This window comes from Streptomyces sp. NPDC043738, assembly GCF_056436545.1.
This window is the reverse complement of sequence record NZ_JBWKCJ010000022.1, coordinates 63,833-86,447: the sequence shown is the minus strand read 5'-3', so window position 1 is coordinate 86,447 and position 22,615 is coordinate 63,833. Positions and strand designations below refer to the sequence as shown.

At 70.5% G+C, this 22,615-nt stretch carries 17 protein-coding genes and 1 tRNA gene; 8 read left to right on the top strand and 10 right to left on the bottom strand.

Annotation, left to right across the window (positions count from 1 at the left end; translation table 11 throughout):
* The first annotated feature begins 196 nt into the window (after positions 1-196).
* The 4 genes from AC0680_RS26140 to pyk all read left to right on the top strand — a co-directional run bounded on the left by AC0680_RS26140 (position 197) and on the right by pyk (position 5,555).
* Positions 197-1,600: a pyridoxal phosphate-dependent decarboxylase family protein gene (locus tag AC0680_RS26140; RefSeq protein WP_478633086.1), complete on the top strand. Its 1,404-nt coding sequence runs from the start codon at positions 197-199 to the stop codon at positions 1,598-1,600.
* Positions 1,597-3,027, top strand: a complete 1,431-nt coding sequence (locus AC0680_RS26135) for a lysine N(6)-hydroxylase/L-ornithine N(5)-oxygenase family protein (RefSeq protein WP_478633084.1) — start codon at positions 1,597-1,599, stop codon at positions 3,025-3,027. Before AC0680_RS26140 ends, AC0680_RS26135 begins: the two co-directional genes overlap by 4 nt.
* A 188-nt stretch (positions 3,028-3,215) precedes the next feature.
* Entirely contained in the window at positions 3,216-3,962 is a 747-nt protein-coding gene (locus tag AC0680_RS26130; RefSeq protein WP_478633082.1) for an SIMPL domain-containing protein, read from the top strand.
* Between the two features lie 156 nt (positions 3,963-4,118).
* Entirely contained in the window at positions 4,119-5,555 is a 1,437-nt protein-coding gene (gene pyk / locus AC0680_RS26125) for a pyruvate kinase (RefSeq protein ID WP_478633079.1), read from the top strand.
* Positions 5,556-5,611: 56 nt separating this feature from the next.
* Here pyk and AC0680_RS26120 read toward each other — a convergent pair whose 3' ends face one another.
* Positions 5,612-6,400 (bottom strand): helix-turn-helix domain-containing protein, encoded by a 789-nt coding sequence (locus AC0680_RS26120; protein ID WP_478633077.1) that lies wholly within the window; start codon positions 6,398-6,400, stop codon positions 5,612-5,614.
* 85 nt (positions 6,401-6,485) lie between these two features.
* Positions 6,486-6,568: transfer RNA gene (locus AC0680_RS26115), tRNA-Leu, on the bottom strand.
* 89 nt (positions 6,569-6,657) lie between these two features.
* Between AC0680_RS26115 and AC0680_RS26110 the strand changes: the two genes are divergently transcribed.
* A complete protein-coding gene (locus AC0680_RS26110) occupies positions 6,658-7,311 on the top strand; it encodes an ANTAR domain-containing response regulator (RefSeq protein ID WP_384437711.1) in 654 nt (217 codons plus the stop codon).
* Positions 7,312-7,384: 73 nt separating this feature from the next.
* Here the strand turns inward: AC0680_RS26110 and AC0680_RS26105 are convergent, their stop codons facing one another.
* From AC0680_RS26105 to AC0680_RS26075, 7 genes are all read right to left on the bottom strand, one after another.
* Positions 7,385-8,101 carry an ABC transporter ATP-binding protein gene (locus tag AC0680_RS26105; RefSeq protein WP_478633075.1) on the bottom strand — a complete coding sequence of 239 codons (717 nt, stop codon included), beginning with the start codon at positions 8,099-8,101 and terminating at the stop codon, positions 7,385-7,387.
* Entirely contained in the window at positions 8,098-8,955 is an 858-nt protein-coding gene (locus AC0680_RS26100) for an ABC transporter ATP-binding protein (protein WP_478633074.1), read from the bottom strand. Before AC0680_RS26100 ends, AC0680_RS26105 begins: the two co-directional genes overlap by 4 nt.
* 7 nt (positions 8,956-8,962) lie before the next feature.
* Positions 8,963-10,771 (bottom strand): branched-chain amino acid ABC transporter permease, encoded by a 1,809-nt coding sequence (locus tag AC0680_RS26095; protein ID WP_478633071.1) that lies wholly within the window; start codon positions 10,769-10,771, stop codon positions 8,963-8,965.
* Between the two features lie 5 nt (positions 10,772-10,776).
* Positions 10,777-11,706, bottom strand: coding sequence for a branched-chain amino acid ABC transporter permease (locus tag AC0680_RS26090; RefSeq protein WP_478633069.1), 930 nt, complete (start codon positions 11,704-11,706; stop codon positions 10,777-10,779).
* A 120-nt stretch (positions 11,707-11,826) separates the two neighbouring features.
* A complete protein-coding gene (locus AC0680_RS26085; protein ID WP_478633192.1) occupies positions 11,827-13,047 on the bottom strand; it encodes a branched-chain amino acid ABC transporter substrate-binding protein in 1,221 nt (406 codons plus the stop codon).
* A 481-nt stretch (positions 13,048-13,528) separates the two neighbouring features.
* Positions 13,529-14,002 (bottom strand): PaaI family thioesterase, encoded by a 474-nt coding sequence (locus AC0680_RS26080; protein WP_478633066.1) that lies wholly within the window; start codon positions 14,000-14,002, stop codon positions 13,529-13,531.
* 117 nt (positions 14,003-14,119) lie between these two features.
* Positions 14,120-16,405, bottom strand: a complete 2,286-nt coding sequence (locus AC0680_RS26075; RefSeq protein ID WP_478633063.1) for an FdhF/YdeP family oxidoreductase — start codon at positions 16,403-16,405, stop codon at positions 14,120-14,122.
* A gap of 297 nt (positions 16,406-16,702) precedes the next feature.
* Here AC0680_RS26075 and polA point away from each other — a divergent pair, with 297 nt between their 5' ends.
* On the top strand, positions 16,703-19,363 hold the full coding sequence (gene polA, locus AC0680_RS26070) for a DNA polymerase I (protein WP_478633190.1): 2,661 nt from the start codon (positions 16,703-16,705) through the stop codon (positions 19,361-19,363).
* A 64-nt stretch (positions 19,364-19,427) separates the two neighbouring features.
* On the opposite strand, the gene AC0680_RS26065 is transcribed toward polA, so the two are convergent.
* Positions 19,428-20,321, bottom strand: coding sequence for a DUF4184 family protein (locus AC0680_RS26065; protein ID WP_478633060.1), 894 nt, complete (start codon positions 20,319-20,321; stop codon positions 19,428-19,430).
* Positions 20,322-20,471: 150 nt separating this feature from the next.
* On the opposite strand from AC0680_RS26065, the gene AC0680_RS26060 reads away from it, so the two are divergent.
* Together AC0680_RS26060 and AC0680_RS26055 are read left to right on the top strand one after the other, a co-directional pair.
* Positions 20,472-22,265: a lytic transglycosylase domain-containing protein gene (locus tag AC0680_RS26060; protein WP_478633059.1), complete on the top strand. Its 1,794-nt coding sequence runs from the start codon at positions 20,472-20,474 to the stop codon at positions 22,263-22,265.
* Positions 22,266-22,470: 205 nt separating this feature from the next.
* Positions 22,471-22,605: an SPW_0924 family protein gene (locus tag AC0680_RS26055; protein ID WP_384437739.1), complete on the top strand. Its 135-nt coding sequence runs from the start codon at positions 22,471-22,473 to the stop codon at positions 22,603-22,605.
* Positions 22,606-22,615: the final 10 nt, after the last annotated feature.

Genomic DNA, 22,615 nt, shown 5'->3' with positions numbered 1-22,615 from the left:
TCGCACAGCGGGTGCCGCCGGACCGACAGCCGGCGGCACCCGAACACTGCGGTACACCCGTACCACTTTCGGGTGGTATGACCGCAAGCGCTGGATGCGCAGCGTATCGGGGCAGTAACTTAGGGCCGCCTAACGACTGTCCGAACGGACGGCCTTCGCGGCGCAGCCCGAACGCCCCTCACGGAAGAGCGCATCCATGTCCGTGCCCCCTGCCGGCACCGCCCTCGCAGGCGGCACCAACGGCCCCCGCGCACTGCGCCCCCTCCTCGACACCGTCCTCGACGCCCTCACCACCGGCGCCGAGGACCGCGCCGGCCCCCTCCCGGCCGGCGGCCCCGACGCCGTCGCCCGCGCCGTACACGACGCCTGCCACCCCCTGCTGCCCGAGCACGGCACGGGACCGCACGCCGCCCTGCGCACCCTCGTCCACACCCTCGCCGCCGGCGCCGCCGACCCCGCCGACCCCCACTGCGCCGCCCATCTGCACTGCCCGCCACTGGCCCTCGCCACCGCGGCGGACCTCGCCGCCGGCGCCCTCAACCCCTCGATGGACTCCTGGGACCAGGCCCCCGCCGCCTCCGCGCTCGAAGCCCTCACCAGCCGCGCCCTCGCCCGGCTCGTCTACCCCCAGGCCACCGCCCCCGACGCCCTGGTCACCACCGGCGGCACCGAATCCAACCAGCTCGGCCTCCTCCTCGCCCGGGAGTCCGCCGCCGGCAACGCCCCCCTCCAGATCGTCTGCGGCGCCAACGCCCACCACTCCATCCACCGCTCCGCCTGGCTCCTCGGCCTCCCACAACCCCTCACCCTCCCCACCCCCGACGGCACCCTCGCCCCCGACACCGTGCACACCTGCCTGGCCAACCTCACCGGACACACCGGCCCCGTCCTCCTCACCGCCACCGCAGGCACCACCGACTCCGGTGCCATCGACCCCCTCCCCGCCCTCGGCGACCTCGCCGAACACCACGGCGCCCGCTTCCACATCGACGCCGCCTACGGCGGCCCCCTCCTCTTCAGCGACACCCACCACACCGCCCTCGAAGGCCTCACCCGCGCCCACACCGTCGCCCTCGACCTGCACAAACTCGGCTGGCAACCCGTCGCGGCCGGCCTCCTGGCCGTCCCCGACCCCACCACCCTCGCCCCGCTCACCCACCAGGCCGACTACCTCAACGCCGACGACGACACCGAAGCCGGCCTCCCCGACCTCCTCAGCCGCTCACTGCGCACCACCCGCCGCCCCGACATCCTCAAAATCGCCGTCACCCTCAAAGCCCTCGGCCGACACGGCCTCGGCGAACTCGTCGACCGCACCCTCGCCGCCGCCCAGGCCCTCGCCGACCTCATCGAGGCCCACCCCCACTACGAACTCCACTCCCGCCCCACCCTCAGCACCGTCCTCTTCCGCCCCACCAACGCCGACGACACCACCCTCGCCACCATCCGCCGCACCCTCCTCACCGACGGACAAGCCGTCCTGGGCCGAGCCACCACCCCCACCGGCCTCTGGCTCAAAGCCACCCTCCTCAACCCCCACACCCAAACCGGAGACCTCACCACCCTCCTCAAACTCGTGGAAGGCCACATCCCCCGATGAGCACCGCTCCCGAAACCCCCGTCACCACCCACACCGCGAGCCCCGACGAACCCCTCGACCTCGCCGGCATCGGCATCGGCCCCTTCAACCTCTCGCTCGCCGCCCTCGCCCACCCCCTCACCCAACTGCGCACCGCCTTCTACGACCAGCGCCCCGCATTCCGCTGGCACCCCGGCCTGCTCATCGACGGCGCCACCCTCCAAGTCCCCTTCCTCGCCGACCTCGTCACCCTCGCCGATCCCGCCAGCCCCTGGAGCTTCCTCAACTACCTCAAGACCCGCGAACGCCTCTTCCCCTTCTACTTCGCCGAGCGCTTCCACATCCACCGCGCCGAGTACGACGCCTACTGCCGCTGGGTCAGCGAGAACCTCCCCAGCCTCCACTTCGGCCACCAGATCGACGCCGTGCGCTGGAACCCCGAACACGAGGCCTTCGAAGTCGACTTCACCCAACTCGGCACCGAAGGCGAAGCCGAAGCCCTCGGCCGCACCTACGCCCGCAACCTCGTCCTGGGCATCGGCACCACCCCCCACGTCCCCGTTCCGCTCCGCCCGCTCGCCGACGCCCCCGCCGTCCCCGTCTTCCACTCCGCCGACTACCTCGACCACCGCGAGCAACTGCTCGCCGCCGACCACATCACCGTCATCGGCGCCGGACAGTCGGGCGCCGAAATCTTCCTCGACCAGCTCCGCGCCCGCCCCACCGGCCGCGAAGGCATCCACTGGCTCGCCCGCACCCCCGCCTTCGCCCCGATGGAGTACAGCAAACTCGGCCTCGAACACTTCACCCCCGACTACACCCGCTACTTCCACGCCCTCCCCGAACGCGTCCGCGACGACCTCGTCCCCCGCCAATGGCAGCTCCACAAGGGCATCGACCACGACACCCTCGCCGCCATCCACGACGAGCTCTACCGCCGCACCCTCGACGGCGGATGGCCCGACGCCACCCTCACCCCCGGCGTCTCCGTACGCACCGCCGGCCGCGTCGGCACCACCAAAGTCGAACTCCACCTCGACCACACCCAGCAAGGCACCCGCTCGCGCCTCACCACCGACGCCGTCGTCCTCGCCACCGGCTACCGCGAACGCCGCCTGGACACCCTCCTCGCCGCCCTCGACCCCTACCTGCGCCGCGACGCCGGCGAGCGCCCCCGCATCGACGCCGACCACCGCCTGGTCCTCGACCCCGGCGTCACCGGCTCCCTCTACGTCCAGAACGCCGAAACCCACACGCACGGCGTCGGCACCCCCGACCTCGGCCTCGCCGCCTGGCGCAGCGCCACCATCCTCAACTCCCTCACCCAGGCCACCCCCTACCCCCTCCCCACCCGCACCGCCTTCACCACCTTCGGCCTTCCCCAGCCCACCACGGGCCGGGCCGGCACCGTCCCCCGCCAGGGATCCACCCTCGTCCCACGCCACTGACCCACGGCGGCGGGTGCCTCCCGGCACCGCCGCCGCCCCTCAGAAGTGCCGATTGTCATGCGCATGGCTTTGTGGGGAGGTCGTCGCCCCAGCACACCCACGCCCGCCGTACCCCCACCGGCCCAAACTCCCACCCCACCCCTCCGCGATATGCAACCCTTCGCCCACCCGCACCCCAAGGAGCCCCCATGACCGACCCCACACACGATGCCCCCATCGAAGACACCCCCATCGACACCACCCCCGCCACCCCCACCGCCCTGCCCTACGGAACTCCCGACACCCCCCGCCTCGCCGTACGCGGCGAAGCCCGCCTCGAAGTCGACCCCGAGATCGCCCGCATCACCGTCACCGTCAGTGCCCGCGGCACGGACCGCACCGCCGCCCTCGCCGACCTCACCCGCCGCAACGAACAGGCCCTCACCCTCATCAAGAGCTACGGCGACGCCATCGAAAGGCTGGAAACCGGCGCCTTCAGCCTCACCCCCCAACTCACCGAGAAGGGCCGCCACGAACGCATCCGCGCCTACCACGGACGCGTCACCCACACCGCCACCCTCAACGACTTCACCACCCTCGGCGAACTCACCACCCGCCTCGCCGACCTCGACCTCACCCGCGTCGACGGCCCCTGGTGGGCCCTGCGCCACGACTCACCCGCCCACCGCGACGCCCGCACCCAAGCCGTACGCGAAGCCGTCCAGCGCGCCCGCGAATACGCCGAAGCCCTCGGCGCCCGCCTCGACGCCATCGTCGAACTCGCCGACCTCGGTGCCGAGAGCGCCGCCCCCGCCGCCCCGGCCATGCGCTCCTTCGCCGGCTACGGCGGCGCCCCCGTCCAGGAATCCGCCCCCGCCCTCGACCTCGAACCCCAACGCCAAACCGTCTACGCCAATGTCAATGCGCGCTTTACGATGACCCGCCCCGCGCTCTGACCACACTGTGAGACGCACCCCCGCTAGGGCGGAAATCCGCTCATCGGAGCGCCGCCGCGCGCATTCCAATACTTGTCAACAGCCTTTCACTCAGCGCTCGTTGAGCAGTCACTTCTTCACAGTTCCCTACCGCCCGGTAAGTCATAGAGTCGAAACATGCGCCGAGCAAAGATCGTCTGCACACTGGGACCCGCCACCGACTCGTACGAGCAGATCAAAGCCCTCGTCGAGGCCGGAATGGACATCGCCCGCTTCAACCTCAGCCACGGCACCTACGCCGACCACGAGGCGCGATTCGACCGGGTCCGCAAAGCGTCCGAAGAAACCCGCCGCAGTGTCGGCATCCTCGCCGACCTTCAAGGTCCGAAGATTCGCCTGGGCCGATTCCGGGAAGGCCCCGTACTTCTCGAACGCGACGACGAGTTCACCATCACCGTCGAACCGTCCACCGAAGGCGACCGCCACATCTGCGGCACCACCTACCCCGGCCTCGCCGCCGACGTCACCACCGGCGAACGCATCCTCGTCGACGACGGCAAGGTGACCCTGGAGGTCACGGGAGTCACCGGCCCCCGCGTCCACACCAAGGTCATCGAAGGCGGCATGGTCTCCGACCACAAGGGCCTCAACCTCCCCGGCGTCGCCGTATCCGTCCCCGCCCTGTCCGAAAAGGACCAGGACGACCTCCGCTGGGCCCTGCGCTACGGCGCCGACATCATCGCCCTCTCCTTCGTCCGCAGCGGCCGCGACATCGAAGACGTCCACCGCATCATGCGCCAAGAAGAACGCTTCCTCCCCGTCATCGCCAAGGTCGAAAAGCCCCAGGCCGTCGACAACATCGACGACATCGTCGCCGCCTTCGACGGCATCATGGTCGCCCGCGGAGACCTCGGCGTCGAGATGCCCCTCGAAACCGTGCCGATCGTCCAAAAGCGCGCCATCAAACTCGCCAAGCGCAACGCCAAGCCGGTCATCGTCGCCACCCAGATGCTCGACTCGATGATCGACAACTCCCGCCCCACCCGCGCCGAAGCCTCCGACGTCGCCAACGCCGTCATCGACGGCACCGACGCCGTCATGCTCTCCGGCGAAACCAGCGTCGGTAAGTACCCCACCGAAACGGTCAAGACGATGAGCCGCATCGTCGAAGCCGCCGAGGAAGACCTCCTCGCCAAGGGCCTCCCGCCACTCACCGAGGCCAACAAGCCCCGCACCCAGGGCGGCGCCGTCGCCCGCGCCGCCGCCGACATGGGCGACTTCCTCGGCGCCAAGTTCCTCGTCGCCTTCACCCAGTCCGGCGACACCGTCCGCCGCCTCTCCCGCTACCGCTCGCCGATCCCGCTCCTGGCCTTCACCCCCGACCCGGCCACCCGCTCCCAGCTCAACGTCAGCTGGGGCGTGGAGACGTTCCTCGGCCCGACCGTCAACTCCACCGACGAGATGGTGGCCCAGGTCGACGAGCAGCTGCTGAAGATCGGCCGCTGCCAGAAGGGCGACGTCGTCATCATCACCGCCGGCTCCCCGCCCGGCGTCCCCGGCTCCACCAACCTCGTCCGCGTCCACCACATCGGCGAGGACGACACCCCGAAGTAGCCCCACCCGCACCGCACTTGAACCCGCTGGGCCGAAGGAACTGACTGCCGTCCCTGTCAGTACTTCGGCCCGATGTGTTGGTCCATGAGGGCTACGGAGGCCTTGCGGGCCACGGAAATGTTGAACGGGTCGCTGCCGCGGGCGAGAGTCGTCCACTCGACGCCGACCTTCGTGAGGGTGTCCGAGCAGAGCCTGCGGATGTCGTCGGACTTGTTGGTGAAGAAGTACCGCGGGTATTCGTAGCGCTTGCGCTCCCCGCCGACCATCCTGGTCGTCCAGTTGGTGATCCGACAGCCGTCGGAGTGGATCAGCCCGCGGATGAACTCCCACGGGTGTGCGTCCACGATCTGCTGCTGCCAGGGTTCGAGGGTGATCGGCCGCTCGTGCTTCTTGCCCTCACCGTGCTGCGGGAACATGCACCATAAGTGCTTCGAGTAGACCTTCACGTTGTGGCAGCCGGTCCTGCGGACCCGGCAGACGGAGTTGTCGGGGAAGACCGCGCGCATAGCGGCTTCGCAGTCGTCCATGAGGCCCGGCCAGCCGTCGCTGCACGTGATCATGAGACTCGGTGCGCGGTGCGCCGAGTACTGGATGATGTGGCCGTCGCCGAGGTAGAGGGCGAGGAGGTAGGCGTACGCGGCTGCGTCGAGGTCGCGTCCGTCGCACCGTGGGCATTTCGGGTTATGGGCGCCCGGACACTCTCCGCGCTTGGCGCGGTCCATGTGCCGCCAGTAGCTGACGGTGCCGAGAGGGACGCCTAGCGCTCGGGCTACGTCCGCGTTCCTTGCTCCTGCGCGGAGTCGGCTGATGGCCTTCTGTCGCACGTCTGTGCCGTGAAAGTTCATAACGTCACTCTGTGTGACGATGCGCGAGCTGCGCAACGAAAATGCGTGCGAATCACGCGAACGTGCAATTCCGCTTCTTCAGGAGTGCCGGGTGCGGGATTCGAACCCGCACGCCCTTTCGGACAGATGTGTTTGAGACATCAGCGTCTGCCATTCCGCCAACCCGGCTTGCTGCTCAAGACACCCTACCGTGTGCATCATGACGGCCGCCTCTAGGTAGGCTGCAATGGCACCACCTGCCTGGAACGAGGAGTCCCGTGAGCGCCGCCGAGCCCGAGCAGCCCGTCGCCGATGACGATCAGTCGCATGTCCCGCCGCTGACCACGCGCGTCGTGATCGCCGAGGACGAGGCCCTCATCCGTCTCGATCTCAAAGAGATGCTGGAGGAGGAGGGCTACACCGTCGTCGGCGAGGCCGGGGACGGGCAGACCGCCGTGGACCTGGCCCGGGAGCACCGCCCCGACCTGGTGATCCTGGACGTGAAGATGCCGGTTCTGGACGGTATCTCGGCGGCCGAGAAGATCGCCGAGGAGAGCATCGCGCCGGTGCTGATGCTGACCGCGTTCTCGCAGCGCGAGCTGGTGGAGCGGGCGCGGGACGCGGGCGCGATGGCGTATCTGGTGAAGCCGTTCTCCAAGAGCGATGTCGTGCCGGCGATCGAGATGGCGGTGAGCCGGTTCACCGAGCTGAAGACGCTGGAGAAGGAGGTCGCGGACCTCACGCAGCGGCTGGAGACGCGCAAGCTGGTCGACCGGGCGAAGAGCATTCTGCAGACGCAGTACGGGCTGACGGAGCCGGCCGCCTTCCGGTGGATCCAGAAGACGTCGATGGACCGCCGGCTGTCGATGCAGCAGGTCGCCGAGGCGGTCATCGAGGACGCCGAGGAGAAGAAGCAGAAGAAGGACCAGTAGTCGCGCGTCGTGCGTGGGCGGCCCCGTACCGGTGGACACCGGTACGGGGCCGCTTGTTTGGGGAGTGGGGTGGTCAGTCCTCGCCCAGGTACGCCTTGCGGACGGATTCGTCGTGCAGGAGCGATTCGCCGGTGCCGGAGAGGGATATCCGGCCGATTTCCATCACGTGGGCGTGGTCGGCGAGGGAGAGGGCGGCCTGGGCGTTCTGTTCCACCAGCAGGATGGTGGTGCCTTGGGAGCGGAGTTCGCGGATGGTCTCCATGATCTTCTGCATCATGATCGGCGAGAGGCCCATGGAGGGTTCGTCGAGCATGAGGAGTTTGGGGCGGGACATGAGGGCACGGCCCATGGCGAGCATTTGCTGTTCGCCGCCGGAGAGGGTTCCGGAGGCTTGTTTGCGGCGTTCCCCGAGGATGGGGAAGAGGTCGTAGATCCGCTGGATGTCGGATTCGATGCCGCCGGCGTCCTTGCGGAGGAAGGCGCCGAGCTGGAGGTTCTCGGCGATGGTGAGGCGGGGGAAGAGCCGGCGGCCTTCGGGGGAGTGGGCGAGGCCGAGTTCGACGATCTTGTGGGCGGGCACGCCGTTGAGCGGTTGCCCGTCGAAGGTGATCTTTCCGGCGAGCGGCTTGAGGAGGCCGGAGAGGGTGCGCAGGGTGGTGGTCTTCCCGGCGCCGTTGGTGCCGATGAGGGTGACCGCCTGACCTGCTTCGACGGAGAACGAGATGCCCTTGACGGCTTCGATCTTGCCGTAGGCGACGCGGAGGTCCTCGACCTCGAGAAGTGCGGTCATGGGGTGTCTCCGGTCTGCTCCTCGGCCGGCTGGTGGTCCGGCTCCGCGGTGTCGCTGGTGGTGTCCGGTGCCACGGGTTCTCCGAGGTATGCGGCGATGACGCGTTCGTCGGCCTGGACGACGTCGGCGGTTCCTTCGATGAGTTTTTGGCCTTGGACGAGCACGGCGACGCGGTCGCAGAGGTTGAAGATGAACCGCATGTCGTGCTCGATGACGAGTACCGCGGTGCCCTGGTCGCGGATGGCGAAGACGAGTTCCTGGGTGGCGCGGGTTTCTTGGGGGTTCATGCCCGCGGTGGGTTCGTCGAGCAGGAGGAGTCCGGGCTCGCTGGCGAGGGCGCGGGCGATTTCGAGCTTGCGTTGTTCGCCGTAGGGGAGGTTGCGGGCGAGGTGGTCGCGTTTGTGGGCCAGGCCGGTGAATTCGAGGAGTTCCATGGCGCGTGCTTCGCTGCCGAGTTCGGCCTTTTTGAAGCCGGGGCCTCTGAGCAGTGCCGACCAGAGGCCTTCTTTTGTGCGCGTATGACGGCCTACGAGGACGTTCTCCAGGACGGTCATGTTGGCGAAGAGGCGGATGTTCTGGAAGGTGCGGGCTATGCCGGCCTGGGTGACGAGGTGGGGTTTGCGGGAGAGGCGGGTGCCTCGGTAGCTGACCGTGCCTTCGGTGGGGGTGTAGAGGCCGGTGAGGCAGTTGAAGAAAGTGGTCTTGCCGGCGCCGTTGGGGCCGATGAGGCCGACGATCTCGCCGCTGTTGACGGTGAGGTCGACGCCGCGTACGGCGGTGAGTCCGCCGAAGCGCATGGTGACACCGGATGCTTCGAGGATGGTGTCGGTGGCGGTGATGGTGGGTGTGGTCATGGTGTCGTCACGCCTTTGCCTTGGTGACGCCGATGGTCGCGTCTGCGTCGGGCAGGCGCTGTTGATCGGGCACGTCGAGCTGGCCGGTCTCGTGGAATTCGAGCTGCTTCCTGCGGTCGGCGATGAGGCCTTCGGGGCGGAAGCGCATCAGCAGGACGAGCGCGATGCCGAAGAGGAGCAGCTGGTAGTCCTGGAGGAAGTCGAGCTTGGCCGGGATGAGGAAGAGCAGGGCGGCGCCGACGAGGGGTCCGCTGAGGGTTCCCATGCCGCCGAGGATGACGGCGGCGAGGAGGAAGGCGGAGTTGGGCGGTTGGGGGCCGGCGAACTGGAACTGTTCGGGCGTGGCCGTGGTCACCACGTGTGCGTGGACGGTGCCGGCGAGTCCGGCGAGGGCGGCGCCGAGGGCGAAGGCGAGGAGCCGGAGCCGGAAGCTGTTGATGCCCATGGCGATGGCGGCGGTCTCGTCTTCGCGGATGGCGATCCAGGCGCGGCCGATGCGGGAGGCCGCGGCGCGTCGGAAGACCATGACGACGAAGGCGGTCACGAGGATCATCAGCAGGTAGTAGTTGCCGTAGGTGGCGATGGGGATGCCGAGGATGTCGTGGGGCTCGCCGAAGTTGAAGCCGAAGATCTCCAGGTTGGGGATGTTGGGGATGCCCATGGCGCCGTTGGTGACGTCGGGGCCGGTGGTGCCGTTGAGGTTGAGCATGGCGATGCGGAAGATCTCACCGAAGCCGAGGGTGACGATGGCGAGGTAGTCGCCGCGCAGGCGGAGGGTGGGGGCACCGATGAGGACGCCGAAGACGAGGGAGGCGGCGGCGCCGGTCAGGAGGGCCGCCCAGAAGGGGAACTGGAGGCCGAGGGCGGATTCGGCGGAGCCGGAGACGAGGGCCGCGGCGTAGGCGCCGACGCCGAGGAAGGCGACGTATCCGAGGTCGAGGAGGCCGGCGAGGCCGACGACGACGTTGAGGCCCAGGGCGACGGTGGCGAAGATCAGGATATTGGCCCCGATGATCGTGTACTGGTCGGTGTCCTGGGTGAAGGGGAAGCTGGCGGCGGCGATGAAGGCGGCGCACAGGGCGGGGCCGCGGTGTGCGTGGGTGAGTTCGGTGAGTCGTTTGATCAGTCCTGCCCGGTTGAGGGCGGGGATGGCGATCACCATGAAGAGGAGGTATCCGACGAAGGGGGCGCCGTCGTCGGTGTCGATGCCGTAGGTGAAGGCGAGGAGCCCGGCGGCGAAGGCGGCGGCGATGACGAGGATTTCGGCCCAGCCGGGCAGCTCGCGGGTGCGGCGTGCGACGGGGGAGGCGGCGAGGGCCGCGGTGAAGCGCTGCCAGGCGTCAGTGGGCGGTGTGTCCGGGGTGCGGTCGGCGGGGAGGCCGAGCGCGGCGAGGAGGGTGAGCAGGGAGGTGACGCCGGCGAGGAAGCCGCCTGGTTCGAGGTTGACCAGGCCGCCGAGTTGGACGGCGATGGCGATGAGGGTGAACCAGGTGGCGGCGAAGGTGGCGAGGGCGGCGAGCAGCACGGGGGCGTTGCGGCCGCCGGGGGTGAGCCACTGCAGGCCGCGGATGCCGAGTCCCGCCGCGGCGAGGAGGAGGGTGAGGACGCCGCCGACGAGGGTGAGGAGCTGCAGTCCGGCGGGGGATCCGTAGTAGGTGAGTTCGCCGGGGAAGTCGTTGCTCCAGGTCCAGGCGAGGCCGGTGGTGACGGCGGTGGCCAGGGCGGCCGCCGCGGTGGCGATGCGGGCGGGGCGCTCGGGGAGCGGGAGTACGCCCGGGGTGCCGGGTGCGGTGGTCTTGGTGAGGTCCGTGGTCATCGCTATCACGCCCGATCCGCGACGCGTTCGCCCAGTAGACCTTGCGGTCTCAGGAGGAGTACGAGGATGAGGAGGACGAAGGCCCAGACGTCCTTCCAGGCTCCGCCGCCGAATTGCTGCATGCCGGGGATCTCTTCGATGTAGGCGGTGGCGAGGGCTTCGGCGATGCCGAGGACGACGCCGCCGAGCATGGCTCCGTAGATGTTGCCGATGCCGCCGAGGACGGCGGCGGTGAAGGCCTTGAGGCCCATGATGAAGCCCATGCGGAACTGGACCTCGCCGGTGCGCAGCCCGTAGGCGACGGCGGCGACGCCGGCGAAGGCGGCGCCGATGGCGAAGGCGAGGACGATGATCCGGTCGGTGTTGATGCCCATGAGCTTGGCGGTGTCGGGGTCCTGGGCGGTGGCCTGCATGGCGCGGCCGCTGCGGGTCTTGGCGACGAAGAAGCCGAGGGCGATCATGCAGGCGGGGGCGGCGAGGAGGACGAAGAGGTCGCCGCGTTGGACGGTGGCGCCCAGGATCTCGAAGGAGTGGCCCTTGAACTGGGGGAAGACGCGGGCCTGCTTGCCGTCGGGGTACCACTTCCAGATCGCTTGCTGGAGGGCTATGGAAAGGCCGATGGCGGTGATGAGGGGTGCGAGGCGGGGTGCGCCGCGCAGCGGTCGGTAGGCGAACCGTTCCGCCGCGATGCCGACGAGGACGGACACGGCGATGCCGCCGAGGAGCATGATCGGCAGGGCGAGGGCGAGTGAGGTGCCGGCGGGCAGTGCGAGGTAGACGCTGAGTGCGCCGAAGCCGCCGACCATGAAGATCTCGCCGTGGGCGAAGTTGATGAGCTGGACGATTCCGTAGACCATCGTGTAGCCGATCGCGATGAGTCCGTACATCGCGCCGAGGATGAGTCCGTTGGCCAGCTGTTGCGGCAGTTCGCTCACCGCAGGCCTCCGTTGTGTGGGAGTGAGGGGATTCCGGGGTGTCCCGGTGTGCCACGGGCCGCGCCAGGGTCGTTCGTGGCGTCCTGGCGCGGCCCGGGGTGGAGCGGTGTGTCAGGTCGGTCAGCTCTTGTCGAACTTCTTGAATTCGGCGCTGAAGCGGGAGGCCCACTTGCCCTTGTCGACCTGGTAGGCGGTGATCATGGTGTTGGTGGTGTCGCCGTACTTGTCGAAGGCGACGGGGCCGGTGACGCCGTCGAAGCTGACCTTGTTCATGGCTTCGGACACCTTCTTGCGGGCGTCGTCGGGGAGCTTTCCGTCGTTGCCGTCGACGACGGCCTTGACGGCCTGGATGAGGGCCCAGGTGGCGTCGTAGGTGGAGCCGCCGTATGCCTCGTAGGCCTCCTTGAAGCCGGCTGCCTTGTAGTCGGCGATGAACTTCTTGGCGGAGGGGAGTTCTTCGACGGGCTTGCCGACGGAGGAGGCGTAGTCGCCCTGCGCCTTCTTGTTGAGCTTGATGTAGTCGGCGCTGTACATGCCGTCGCCGCCCATGAGGGGGACGGTGACGCCGCCGTCCTTGAGCTGCTGGCTGAGGGGGCCGGAGGCGGGGTACTCGCCGCCGTAGAAGACCAGGTCGGGCTTGGCGGACTTGACCTTGGAGACGACGGCCTTGAAGTCGCGGTCTTCGGGGCTGACGTGCTCGGTGCCGACGATCTTGCCGCCGAGCTTGGTGAACTGGTCCTTGAAGGACGAGGCCAGGCCGACGCCGTAGGTCTTCTGGTCGTCGATGACGTAGGCCTTCTTGACCTTCATCTTCTCGTAGGCGTACTGGCCGTCGAAGGCGCCCTGCACCTCGTCGGTGGTGGCGGTGCGGAAGTACGTGGGGAACTGGCGGGCGCGCTTGCCCTTGCGCCAGTCGGGGCCCTGGGTGAGGTCGGGCGTGGTGTTCGCCGGGGATATCAGGGTGAGGTCGTTCTGCTTGGAGACCTGCTGCATGGACTGGGCGACCCCGGAATTGAGCGGGCCGACGATGCCGAGGACGTCCTTGTCGCCGGCGAGCTTGGTGGTGTTCTGCTGGCCGACGTTGGGCAGGGCCTTGTCGTCGAGGGCTTCGAGTTTGAAGGTGACGCCCTTGACCTCGCCGGCCTTGTTGGCGTTGTCGACGGCGAGCTGGGCGGAGTTGCGTATGCCCAGGCCGAGCGCGGAGAGCTCGCCCGTGGTGGGGGCATCGAGGCCGATGACGACGGTTGTCTTGGAGCCGTCGCCGCTCTTGTTGTCGCCGCGGGAGCCGCACGCGGAGAGCGTGAGGGCGCCTGCGGTGACTGCGGTGGTGAGGATGAGCAAGGAACGGTGACGCACGATCAGTCCTTTCCCTGGCGCGGCCATGGCTGTCGCGTGGCCGATTCGCCCGCCGGGCTGTACGTGGTACAGGGATGTCCGTCCTCACAGGGAGCCCGGCGGCGCGGTGACTGGCGGTGACTCTAGAGCGGTGTTCGTCGCGTCGGCAGAGGCGCTGACCAGGATGTGACGCTCTTGTTATGACCGGCTACGAGCGTTTCGCCCTCACGCTCCTTACAGGCGGGCCGGACGCGGCGCGGAGGACGAACTTGCACTTCCGTGGGTGAATCTGAACCGGGGTGTCGGTATCGCGTCCGGCTATCGGACGTGGTGGGCGCGGCGGTGCCGCGGCCGGTGCGTCGCCCGGTGCGCGGGTTGGGGCGACAGGGCACGCGTGTTACGCAGCGTTACGGACATGCGGACGGCCCCGCTCCCGAAGTGGGGGCGGGGCCGTGGTCGCCGGCGGTGGTGTGCCGTCCGAATTCGGTCAGCCGCGGTAGGCGTCGGTGTCGACTTCGCGCAGCATGCAGGTCAGGCGGGCGGTGCAGACCCGCTTGTCGTCCTCGTCGGTGATCACGATCTCGTAGGTGGCGGTGGAGCGGCCGCGGTGTACGGGGGTGGCGACGCCGGTGACCAGTCCGGAGCGGACTCCGCGGTGGTGGGTGCAGTTGAGGTCGACGCCGACGGCGAGCTTGGTGGGGCCGCCGTGCAGCATCGAGCCGACGGAGCCGAGGGTCTCGGCCAGGACGGCGGAGGCGCCGCCGTGCAGCAGGCCGTAGGGCTGGGTGTTGCCCTCGACGGGCATGGTGCCCACGACGCGCTCCGGCGCCGCCTCGGTGACCTGCACGCTCATCCGCTCGCCGAGGTGCCCGGCGGAGAAGAGGGCGGGCAGGTCGAGGCCGAGGCCCGCCCACTGGTCGAGGATCTGCTGCGGAAACTTCGTGGTGTTCTGCTCGCCCATGCTTACGGCTCCGTTCGCTCGCCCGTGATCGTCGTCGATCCGTGCCTGTTCCTATCAGGCCGCTGAGCGGGCGCTCAGCGCGGGGGTTGTCCGCTGCGGCCGGCGGCCCGGTGGCGGTCAGGGCTGGTGGGGCGCCTCCAGGCGGATCACCACGGACTTGGCGGCGGGGGTGTTGCTGGTGTCGGCGGTGTGGTCGAGCGGGATGAGGACGTTGGTCTCGGGGTAGTAGGCGGCCGCGCAGCCGCGGGCGGTGGGGTAGTGCACGACGCGGAAGCCGGGCGCCCGCCGCTCGCTGCCGTCGGTCCACTCGCTGACGAGATCGGTGTAGTCCCCGTCGGCCAGGCCCCGTTCGCGGGCGTCGTCGGGGTGCAGCAGCACCACGCGGCGGCCGTTCTTGATGCCGCGGTAGCGGTCGCTCAGGCCGTAGACGGTGGTGTTGTACTGGTCGTGGGAGCGCAGCGTCTGCAGCAGCAGCCGTCCTTCGGGGACGGTGGGGTAGGTGACGGGCGCGGCGGTGAAGTTGGCCTTGCCGGTGGCCGTGGGGAAGCTGCGGCTGTCCCGGGGGGCGTGCGGGAGGGCGAAGCCCCCGGGGCGGGCGACCTTGGTGTTGAAGTCCTCGAAGCCGGGGATGACATGGGCGATCCGGTCGCGGATCGCCGCGTAGTCCTTCTCGAACTTCTCCCACGGGGTGCGGCTGGCCTCGCCGAGGACGCGGCGGGCCAGGCGGGCGACGATGGCCGGCTCGGACAGCAGGTGGGGGCTCGCGGGCGCGAGGCGGCCGCGCGAGGCGTGCACCATGCCCATGGAGTCCTCGACGGTCACGAACTGCTCGCCGCTTTCCTGCAGATCGCGTTCGGTGCGTCCCAGGGTCGGCAGGATCAGCGCGCGGGCGCCGGTGATCACGTGCGAGCGGTTGAGCTTGGTGGAGACGTGGACGGTCAGCCGGGCGCGGCGCATCGCGGCCTCGGTGACGTCGGTATCGGGCGTCGCGGCGACGAAGTTGCCGCCCATCGCGAAGAACACCTTGGCCCGGCCGTCGCGCAGTGCGCGGATGGCGCGGACGACGTCGAGGCCGTGCTCCCGGGGCGGCGCGAAGCCGAACTCCTTCTCCAGGGCGTCGAGGAAGGCGGGTGCGGGCCGCTCGAAGATGCCCATGGTGCGGTCGCCCTGGACGTTGCTGTGCCCGCGTACGGGGCACACGCCCGCTCCGGGGCGGCCGATGTTGCCGCGCAGCAGAAGGAAGTTGACGACCTCCTGGATGGTGGGCACGGAGTGCTTGTGCTGGGTCAGGCCCATCGCCCAGCACACGATCGTGCGCCGGGAGGCCAGGACCATGGCCAGTGCGCGGTCGATCTCCTCGCGGGTCAGGCCGGTGGCCCGCAGCGTCTCGTCCCAGTCGTCGTCGGCCCGCGCCAGCCGCGCGAACTCCTCGAAGCCGTGGGTGTGTTCGCGGACGAAGTCCTCGTCGACGGCGCCGTCGGCGGCCAGGATCAGGCGGTTCAGGGCACGGAAGAGCGCCTGGTCGCCGCCGAGGCGCACCTGGAGGAACAGGTCGGTCAGGGCGGTGCCGCCGCCGGCCAGACCGCGGGGGGTCTGGGGGTTCTTGAAGCGCTCCAGTCCGGCTTCGGGCAGCGGATTGATCGAGATGATCTTTGTGCCGCCGGCCTTGGCCTTCTCCAGGGCGGTGAGCATCCGGGGGTGGTTGGTGCCCGGGTTCTGGCCGGCGACGATGATCAGGTCGGCCTTGTAGAGGTCCTCCAGCAGGACGCTGCCCTTGCCGATGCCGATGGTCTCCGTCAGGGCGGAGCCGGACGACTCGTGGCACATGTTGGAGCAGTCGGGGAGGTTGTTGGTGCCGAATTCGCGGGCGAAGAGCTGGTAGAGGAAGGCGGCCTCGTTGCTGGTGCGCCCGGAGGTGTAGAAGACGGCCTCGTCGGGGGAGTCCAGGGCGGTCAGTTCCTCGCCGATGAGGTCGAAGGCCTGCTCCCAGGGGACGGGGACGTAGTGGTCGGCGCCCTCGGCCAGGTACATGGGGTGGGTGAGGCGGCCCTGCTGGCCGAGCCAGTAGCCGCTGCGGGTGGCGAGGTCGGTGACGGGGTGCGCGGCGAAGAAGTCCGGGGTGACGCGGCGCAGGGTGGCCTCTTCGGCGACGGCCTTGGCGCCGTTCTCGCAGAACTCGGCGGTGTGGGTCTTGTCGGGCTCGGGCCAGGCGCAGCCGGGGCAGTCGAAGCCGTCGGGCTGGTTGACGCGCAGGAGGGTCAGGGCGGTACGGCGCACGCCCATCTGCTGCTGGGAGATCCGCAGGGCGTGGGTGATGGCGGGCAGGCCGACGGCGGAGTGCTGGGGTCCGCTGACCTTGGGTGCGTCCTGGACGGGGTCCGACGCGGGCGGCTTGCCTGCCATGGCGCTCTCCCTTTTGGGCCGTGAGCCGGTGCTCGCTCCGCCCCTGGCGGCGGATCGTTGCGGTACGCATCAGATCCTGTCACGGACCGGACCCGGCGGTGTAGGGGCGGTCGCGGGCGGTGCGGGGCGGCGTTTTCGCGGTGCGGGCCGGGCGGTGTGCGGCGGGGGGCGGGCGGTGTGCGGCGGGGATTGTCAGTGGGGCGTGGCAGGATCGGGGGCGTGGCAGCAAAGGCAGCGAAGAAGAGCGAAGCGACCGGCACCGAGGCGGCGGCGGGCGGTCGTCCCCGCCTGCTTCTGATGGACGGGCATTCCATGGCATACCGGGCGTTCTTCGCCCTGCCCGTGGAGAATTTCACGACCGTCACCGGACAACCGACCAATGCGATCTACGGCTTCGCGTCGATGCTCGCGAACACTCTGCGCGACGAGGCGCCCACGCACTTCGCGGTGGCGTTCGACGTCTCGCGCAAGACCTGGCGGTCGGCGGAGTTCGCGGACTACAAGGCGAACCGTTCCAAGACCCCCGACGAGTTCAAGGGCCAGGTCGAGCTGATCGGCGAGCTGCTCGACGCGATGCGCGTCAAGCGCTTCGCCGTGGAGGGGTTCGAGGCCGACGACGTGATCGCCACGCTCACGGAGCAGGCCACCGCGCAGGGCTTCGAGGTCTCGATCGTCACCGGCGATCGCGACGCCTTCCAGCTGGTCTCCGACGACGTCACGGTCCTCTACCCCACCAAGGGCGTCTCGGAGCTGACCCGCTTCACCCCGGAGAAGGTCTTCGAGAAGTACGGCCTGACCCCCGCCCAGTACCCGGACTTCGCCGCGCTGCGCGGAGACCCGTCCGACAACCTCCCCGGTATCCCGGGCGTCGGCGAGAAGACCGCCACGAAGTGGATCAACCAGTTCGGTTCGTTCGCGGAGCTGGTGGAGCGCGCCGAGGAGGTCAAGGGCAAGGCGGGCGCCAACCTCCGTGAGCATCTGGAGGCGGTGAAGCTCAACCGCCGGCTGACCGAGATGGTGCGCGACGTCGAGCTGCCCTGCGGTCCGCAGGCGCTGGTCCGCGAGGCCTACGACCGCGAGGCGCTCACGGTCTTCCTCAACGCCCTGGAGATCCGCAACCAGGGCCTGCGCGACCGGCTGCACGCCGTCGACCCGGGTGCCGCCGAGGCCGCCGAAGAGGCCGCCCCGGCCGCCGGCGTCGAGGTGGACGGCACGGTCCTGGGCAGCGGCGAACTCGCTCCGTGGCTGGCCGAGCACGCCGCCGGCCCGCTGGGTGTGGCCACCGTCGACGTCTGGAGCCTGGGCAGCGGCAGCGTCGCCGAGGTGGCGCTGGCCACCCCCGACGGCCCGGCCGCCTGGTTCGACCCCGCCCAGCTGGACGAGGCCGACGAGCGGGCCTTCGCCGCCTGGAGCGCGGACGCGGCCCGCCCCAAGGTGATGCACAACGCCAAGGGCCTGATGCGGGTCTTCGGCGAGCACGGCTGGCGCATCGACGGCGTCACGATGGACACCGCGCTGGCCGCCTATCTGGTCAAGCCCGGCCGTCGCTCCTTCGCCCTGGACGCCCTGTCCATCGAGTATCTGGGGCGCGATCTCGCCCCGGCGGCCGCCGGGGACGGGCAGCTGGCGTTCGGCGCGGACGAGGAGGCCGAGGCGGACGCCCTGATGGGGCAGGCGCGTACGGTCCTCGACCTGGGGGTGGCGTTCGAGACGAAGCTGGCGGAGGTCGGTGCGGCCGAGCTGCTGCGTGACGTGGAGCTGCCGACCAGCGAGCTGCTGGCCCGGTTGGAGCGGGCCGGTATCGCCGCGGACCGGGGCTGGCTGGAGCGCATGGAGCAGCAGTTCGCCGGTGCCGTGCAGCAGGCGGTGAAGGAGGCGCACGACGCCGCGGGCCACGAGTTCAACCTGGGCTCGCCCAAGCAGCTGCAGGAGGTCCTCTTCGGCGAGCTGGGCCTGCCCAAGACCAAGAAGACCAAGACCGGCTACACCACCGACGCCGACGCCCTGGCCTGGCTGGCCGCGCAGACCGAGAACGAACTCCCGGTGATCATGCTCCGCCACCGCGAGCAGGCCAAGCTGCGCACGACGGTCGAGGGGTTGATCAAGACCATCGCCGCGGACGGCCGGATCCACACCACCTTCAACCAGACCGTGGCCGCGACCGGCCGGCTGTCGTCAACGGACCCCAACCTGCAGAACATCCCGGTGCGTACGGACGAGGGCCGGGCGATCCGTCGCGGCTTCGTCGTCGGCGAGGGCTTCGAGTCCCTGCTGACGGCCGACTACAGCCAGATCGAGCTGCGGGTGATGGCCCACCTCTCCGAGGACGAGGGCCTGATCGAGGCGTTCACCTCCGGAGAGGACCTGCACACCACGGTCGCCTCCCATGTCTTCTCGGTCGCCACGGACCAGGTCGACGCGGAGATGCGCCGCAAGATCAAGGCGATGTCCTACGGCCTGGCGTACGGCCTGTCGGCCTTCGGCCTCGCCCAGCAGCTGGGCATCCAGCCCGATGAGGCCCGCAAGCTGATGGACAACTACTTCGAGCGGTTCGGCGGAGTACGCGACTACCTCCGGCGCGTCGTGGAGGAGGCCCGCGCCACGGGCTACACGGAGACGATGCTGGGCCGCCGCCGCTATCTGCCCGACCTCAACAGCGACAACCGCCAGCGCCGCGAAATGGCCGAGCGGATGGCGCTGAACGCCCCGATCCAGGGCACCGCCGCGGACATCGTCAAGATCGCGATGCTGCGGGTCGACGCGGCGCTCAGGGCGGCGCAGCTGCGGTCCCGGATGCTGCTCCAGGTCCATGACGAAATCGTCGTCGAGGTGGCCCTCGGCGAACGCGAGAAGGTCGAGGAGATCCTCCGCCGGGAGATGGCCGCGGCGGTCGACCTGCGCGCCCCGCTGGACGTCTCGGTCGGCTCGGGCAAGGACTGGGAATCGGCGGCGCACTGACCCACCGCGGGGGCCGGACCGGATCCGGCCCCCGTTCCGCCCGCCCCCGGTCCGGGCCCACGGCTCAGCCGCGGACCTGCACGGACCGGCCGGACACGCCCTCGCCCCCGGCCGGCCGTGCCCGGCGTGCCCGCCGCTGCAGCAGCCGTACGGCCACGGCGTACAGCGGCAGCCCTGCAACGAGGCCCGCGCCGGCGCCGAAGAGCACGGTCGGGATGTAGTTCGGCCAGCTCACGGCGTCGCCGTAGACGGCGTGCGCCCGCAGGGTCCGGTGTGCCGCGCCGAGCACCACGCACAGGGCGAGCGGCGCGGTCAGCAGCAGCCGCAGCCCTCCGGTCAGGGAGGGCACGGCGCCCGGGTCGGGTGCGGCGGCCACGGCGCCCGCGGGCCCGCCCGCGCCGCGCAGCGCCGACCATCCGAACCACGCCATGGCCACCAGCGCCAGCGCCGAGGTGCCGTACTGCACGTACGTCGCCACCGGCAGACCGCCCACGATGTCGTTCAGGGCGGGCACCAGGCGGGTGCCCCAGCGGCCCGGGTGGGTGAAGGCGTCCCACACGACGTGGGTAGCCGCCCCGAGCACCGCCGAGACGATGAACCAGCCCGCCAGCGCGGCGAGTTCACGCGGTCCGCGCGGTCGCCGTGGACGGCCCCGCAGGAGTGTGTACGTCCGCTCCCGCCAGGCCCGGGGCAGCAGCGCCAGCGCCGGCTCGCGCAGCAGCAGCCAGCCGCCGACCAGCGCCGCGGTGACCAGGACATCCACCGTCAGCACGCCGGTCAGCGAGTGGGTGACGTCGCCGAACTCCATGGCCCCCGGCACCGCGGTGTCCGCGTAGTACGTCATGTCCGGTGCGAACGACCCCGCGACGAGCGCCGAGGGGACCAGCGGACCACGGGCCGCGCCAGTCCGCCGGATAGCCGGGAGCACGGCGGCGGCATGGCTGAGCGTGAACGGCATGAATGTCTCCTTGAACGATTCGGATCATTATGTGTCCGATGACGGTGGTAGCTGCCGGGCCCGAGTTGTCGTAGTGTCGCCTGAGTTGACGCGCCGGGGGGCGCGATACCGCGCGGGCGACGCGGGTCAGCACGGCGGAGGGGACCACGTATGGCAGCCACATTCCGACGGCGGCTTGTCCGGGGAGCGGCCTCGACGGCCGTAGCGGCCCTGGTGCTCGCCGCCCTGACGGCCTCTCAGGCCCCCGCCACCGAGAGCACGGCCGCCGGGGAGAGCGGGCCGACCCCGCCCCCGGCCGACACCCCCATCGACGGCGGTTCGGCGTACTACACCGACCTGCCGCCCCTCAACAGCCCGGTGCCGCCGAGCGGTTCGCACCGTCCCAAGGGCGGCCCCGTCGTCACCGGCCCCGCCCAGGCCGGCATCCCCGCCACCGTTCTGGCCGCGTACAAGAAGGCCGAGTCCCGGATCGACGGGTCCGATCCCGGCTGCCGCCTGCCCTGGCAACTGCTCGCCGGCATCGGCAAGGTCGAATCCGGCCAGGCGCGCGGCGGAGCGGTCGACGCCGAGGGCACCACCCTCCAGCCGATCCTCGGCCCGCAGCTCAACGGCCACGGCTTCGCGCGGATCACCGACACCGACGGCGGCCGCTACGACGGCGACCTCACCCACGACCGTGCCGTGGGGCCGATGCAGTTCATCCCCTCCACCTGGTCCAGCGGCGGCCCCGGTGGCGGCGGTTGGGGCGCCGACGGAAACGGCGACGGCAAGAAGGACCCCAACAACGTCTTCGACGCGGCGCTCGCCGCCGGCCGCTACCTGTGCGCCGCCGGCCGCGACCTGTCCACCCAGCAGGACCTCGACCGCGCGATCCTCGGCTACAACAACTCCGAGGAGTATCTGCGGACGGTGCTGTCCTGGTACGCGTTCTACCGCACCGGCACCTACGAGGTGCCGGACGGCAAGGGCGTACTCCCCGTCCAACGGGGCGGCAGCGGCCGGCACGGCGGCGACCGGGCCGAAGGCCGCACCGGCAAGGGCCACGGCCGGGGCACCGGCACCGGCCACCACCCCGGCAAGCCGAAGCCGCACGGCCCCGCCAAGCCCAAGCCGGACGGCCCCGCCGAGCCGGGCAAGCCCGCCGAGCCCGGCGGCACCGACCCCGCACCGGGCGGCACGAACCCGCAGAGGCCCGGCCCCAAGCCGCCCACCGAGCCCGCCCCGCTCACCGCCCTTGTGCGGGTCGGCGACAAGGACGTGAGCGCCACCGCGGGCTCCGAGTTCGCCGCGTCGCCACGGGTGCGCGCCGAGGACGCGGGCGGCAAGCCGGTCGCCGGCGCCCCCGTCCGCTTCACCCTCCCCGCGGCCGCCGGTGCCCGCTTCCCCGACGGCGCGACCGCCGTCACCGTCACCACCGGCAAGGACGGCCTGGCCACCGCGCCCACGCTGCGCGCGGGCCACAAGGCCGGCGCCTTCACCATCCGGGCGACGGCCGTCGGCCGCACCGTGCCCGTCGTCGCCTTCGACGCCACCGTCAAGGCCGCGCCGGCGCCGAAGGCCGACAAGCTCGTGCGCACCTCGGACAAGGAACTGACGACGGCCGCCGGCCAGGCGTTCGCGGCCGGCGCGGTCGAGATCAAGGCGACGTACCAGGGCAAGCTCGCGGCGGGCGCGCCGGTCACCGCGACCCTGGTCACCGACGACCCGGACGAGCCCGTGGAGAACGACAAGGGCCCCTACTTCGAGAACCCCGAAGCCACCGGCGACGACAAGGGCAAGCCGGTCCGCACCCGCACCGGGCTCACCACGGACGCCGACGGCCTGCTGAAGCTCCCGAAGATCTGCACGGACACGCACACCGGGACGTTCCTGCTGCGGCTGACCACCGAGGACGGCGCCGTACTCACCGTCGAGCTGAAGGTCACCGCACCGGACGGCGCCTGACCGCGGCCGCCCCGTGGACCGGGCCGGCTCCGCCCGGTCCGGCGCCGCCGTTCCGCCCTCCGTCCGGGTCGGGACGGCGGCGCGACACGTCCTGGGGTGAAACGTGTTCTCATCTTGGCCGCCCGTTGCTACGGTGCCCCCGCCCTGACGCCGTCGAGGGTCCGGGGATCCCCCGGACCCGCACCGCTCTCCCGGGAGGCCGGCCATGCGCGCCCTGACAGCAGCCGCGATCGGACTGGCCGCGGCGCTCGCTCTCCTCTTCACCATGACGGCGATCGGTGCGCCCAGCGGCACGACCTCCCCCAAGCCGCTGCTGACCACCGTCCCCGAGCACCCCTGAGGGAGGGACG

Coding starts and splice junctions, on each gene's coding strand:
- AC0680_RS26140 (WP_478633086.1), top strand. CDS start 197: ATGTCCGTGCCCCCTGCCGGCACCGCCCTCGCAGGCGGCACCAACGGC.
- AC0680_RS26135 (WP_478633084.1), top strand. CDS start 1,597: ATGAGCACCGCTCCCGAAACCCCCGTCACCACCCACACCGCGAGCCCC.
- AC0680_RS26130 (WP_478633082.1), top strand. CDS start 3,216: ATGACCGACCCCACACACGATGCCCCCATCGAAGACACCCCCATCGAC.
- pyk (WP_478633079.1), top strand. CDS start 4,119: ATGCGCCGAGCAAAGATCGTCTGCACACTGGGACCCGCCACCGACTCG.
- AC0680_RS26120 (WP_478633077.1), bottom strand. CDS start 6,400: ATGAACTTTCACGGCACAGACGTGCGACAGAAGGCCATCAGCCGACTC.
- AC0680_RS26105 (WP_478633075.1), bottom strand. CDS start 8,101: ATGACCGCACTTCTCGAGGTCGAGGACCTCCGCGTCGCCTACGGCAAG.
- AC0680_RS26100 (WP_478633074.1), bottom strand. CDS start 8,955: ATGACCACACCCACCATCACCGCCACCGACACCATCCTCGAAGCATCC.
- AC0680_RS26095 (WP_478633071.1), bottom strand. CDS start 10,771: ATGACCACGGACCTCACCAAGACCACCGCACCCGGCACCCCGGGCGTA.
- AC0680_RS26080 (WP_478633066.1), bottom strand. CDS start 14,002: ATGGGCGAGCAGAACACCACGAAGTTTCCGCAGCAGATCCTCGACCAG.
- AC0680_RS26075 (WP_478633063.1), bottom strand. CDS start 16,405: ATGGCAGGCAAGCCGCCCGCGTCGGACCCCGTCCAGGACGCACCCAAG.
- polA (WP_478633190.1), top strand. CDS start 16,703: ATGGACGGGCATTCCATGGCATACCGGGCGTTCTTCGCCCTGCCCGTG.
- AC0680_RS26065 (WP_478633060.1), bottom strand. CDS start 20,321: ATGCCGTTCACGCTCAGCCATGCCGCCGCCGTGCTCCCGGCTATCCGG.
- AC0680_RS26060 (WP_478633059.1), top strand. CDS start 20,472: ATGGCAGCCACATTCCGACGGCGGCTTGTCCGGGGAGCGGCCTCGACG.
- AC0680_RS26055 (WP_384437739.1), top strand. CDS start 22,471: ATGCGCGCCCTGACAGCAGCCGCGATCGGACTGGCCGCGGCGCTCGCT.